We start from the raw sequence: 1825 nt of genomic DNA, 5'->3' as shown, positions 1-1825 counted from the left end.
GGGGGTCGGGTCAGCGGCGGCCGGAGTGGTCATCGGGCATGCCGAGGGTGGGCGGCAACGGTTCGGAGAACAGCCAGGCGGACCACAGGGGCCGCAGATCCACGGGGGAGTGGTCCGCGGCCATGTGGAGGAAGTCGTCGGTGGTCGCGGTCTTTCCCGAGTACTTGACCACCCAGCCGCGGAGCAACCGGAAGAACTGCTCGTCGCCGATGGTCAGGCGCAGCGCGTGCAGGGCGAGCGCACCGCGCTTGTAGACGCGGTCGTCGAACATGTCCTTGGGGCCGGGATCGGACAGCAGCAGATCCTGGGGGGAGTTCTGCAGCTTGGAGTAGTAGCGCAGCGCGTGGCTGCCCGCGTCCGCGCCGCCGGAGAACTCCGTCCACAGCCACTCGGCGTAGCAGGCGAAGCCCTCGTGGAGCCAGATGTGCTTCCACTCGGCGGCGGTGACGGCGTTGCCGAACCACTGGTGGGCGAGTTCGTGGGCGATCAGCCGTTCGTCGTCCGTCCCCGCCTCGGCGGTGTTGCGGCCGAACGTGGACATTCCCATCGCCTCGAGAGGGATCTGCAGCTCGTCGTCGGTCACCACCACCTTGTACTCGCCGAAGGGGTACGGGCCGAACAGGTCGGTGAAGACGTCGATCATCTCGAGCTGGCGGGCGAACGCCACCCGGAAGTCCCGCTTGAGGTCCGCGGGAAGATAGGCGTGGACCGGCACCGAGCCGCCCGTCACCTCCAGGTGCTCGTACCGTCCCAGGTTGATGGTCACGAGGTAGGTGGAGGTGGGCTGCGGGAGGTCGAACTCCCACGTGGTGGTGCTGCCACTGCGCTTCTTGCCCACCAGCGACCCCGTCACGACGGCGCGGTACGGCGAGTCCGTGGTGAGACGGATCCGGAACGGGGCCTTGGACGAGGGGTGGTCGTCGCACGGGAACCAGCTGGCGGCCCCGTTGGGCTGGTTCGCCACCAGGACGCCGTCGGTCAGTTCCTCCCAACCGACCTCCCCCCAGGCGCCGCGGATGGGGCGCGGGTTGCCCGAGTACCGGATGGTGAGGGTGAACGCCGCGCCCACGGGGATCGGGTCGGTCGGGGTGACGCTGAGCTTGCCCCGCGGCCGGCCGTACCGGGCGACCCGGCCGCGGTCGAGCGAGACCTTGGAGACGTCGAGGTGGGGGGACAGGTCGAGCTGAACGGACTCGAGCGGTTCGGTGGCCGTGGCGGTGATCACGGCCTGACCGCGCAGGTTGTTGGAGCTCATCTTGTAGGTGAGGTCCAGTTCGTACCGGGTCACCCGGTAGCCGTGGTTCCCGGCGCTGGGCAGGTAGGGATCCACCGGATCGGCGCGCGACGAATCGCGGGGTGCGGCGATCTTGGCGATGAGGTCCTTCTTGACTGCCTTCAATTCCATGACCTGCGCGAGTGTAGTGGACCCGGGGGATCGCCACGGTCGCCGTCGCCGCCGGTGCCGCTGACGCCCGCCACCGCCGTCGGATCCGCGCTCTGCGGAAACTACTTGCCAACTAGGAAAGTAGTTTCCTAGTGTGGGGTCATCGGCCGGGCGAGTGCCCGGGGAAGTGTCGAGAAAGGTGAAGTCATGACCACGGAGAATCACACCACCGGCGCGGTCGATCGCGCCGAGGCCGCCAGGCTCCTCGCGGAGGCCGAGGGGCGCCCGCCGGTCAGCTCCACGCGCGACGCCCGGGTCTTCGCCTGGTTCACCGCGGTCATCGCGGTGGTGATGGGGGCCGGGACCATCGCGATCATGTTCTCCGACTGGGCGATGGTGCCGTACGCGGTGCTTCTGTTCGCCGTGATGGCCTGGCAGCGG

Annotated in this window: 2 protein-coding genes; one reads left to right on the top strand and one right to left on the bottom strand. The window is 68.9% G+C overall.

Translation table 11 applies throughout. The features are described from left to right. Positions 1 to 10: 10 nt before the first annotated feature. Positions 11 to 1399, bottom strand: coding sequence for a M1 family metallopeptidase (locus tag G6026_RS06275; protein WP_182612595.1), 1389 nt, complete (start codon positions 1397 to 1399; stop codon positions 11 to 13). Positions 1400 to 1591: 192 nt separating this feature from the next. Here G6026_RS06275 and G6026_RS06270 point away from each other — a divergent pair. After that, a partial coding sequence (locus G6026_RS06270) for a hypothetical protein (protein ID WP_182612593.1) occupies positions 1592 to 1825 on the top strand: 234 nt, incomplete at its 3' end.

Source organism: Dietzia sp. DQ11-38-2 (genome assembly GCF_014145055.1).
GTDB lineage: Bacteria > Actinomycetota > Actinomycetes > Mycobacteriales > Mycobacteriaceae > Dietzia.
The sequence above is the reverse complement of the archived record's forward strand: the minus strand, read 5'-3'. Positions and strand labels throughout refer to the sequence as shown.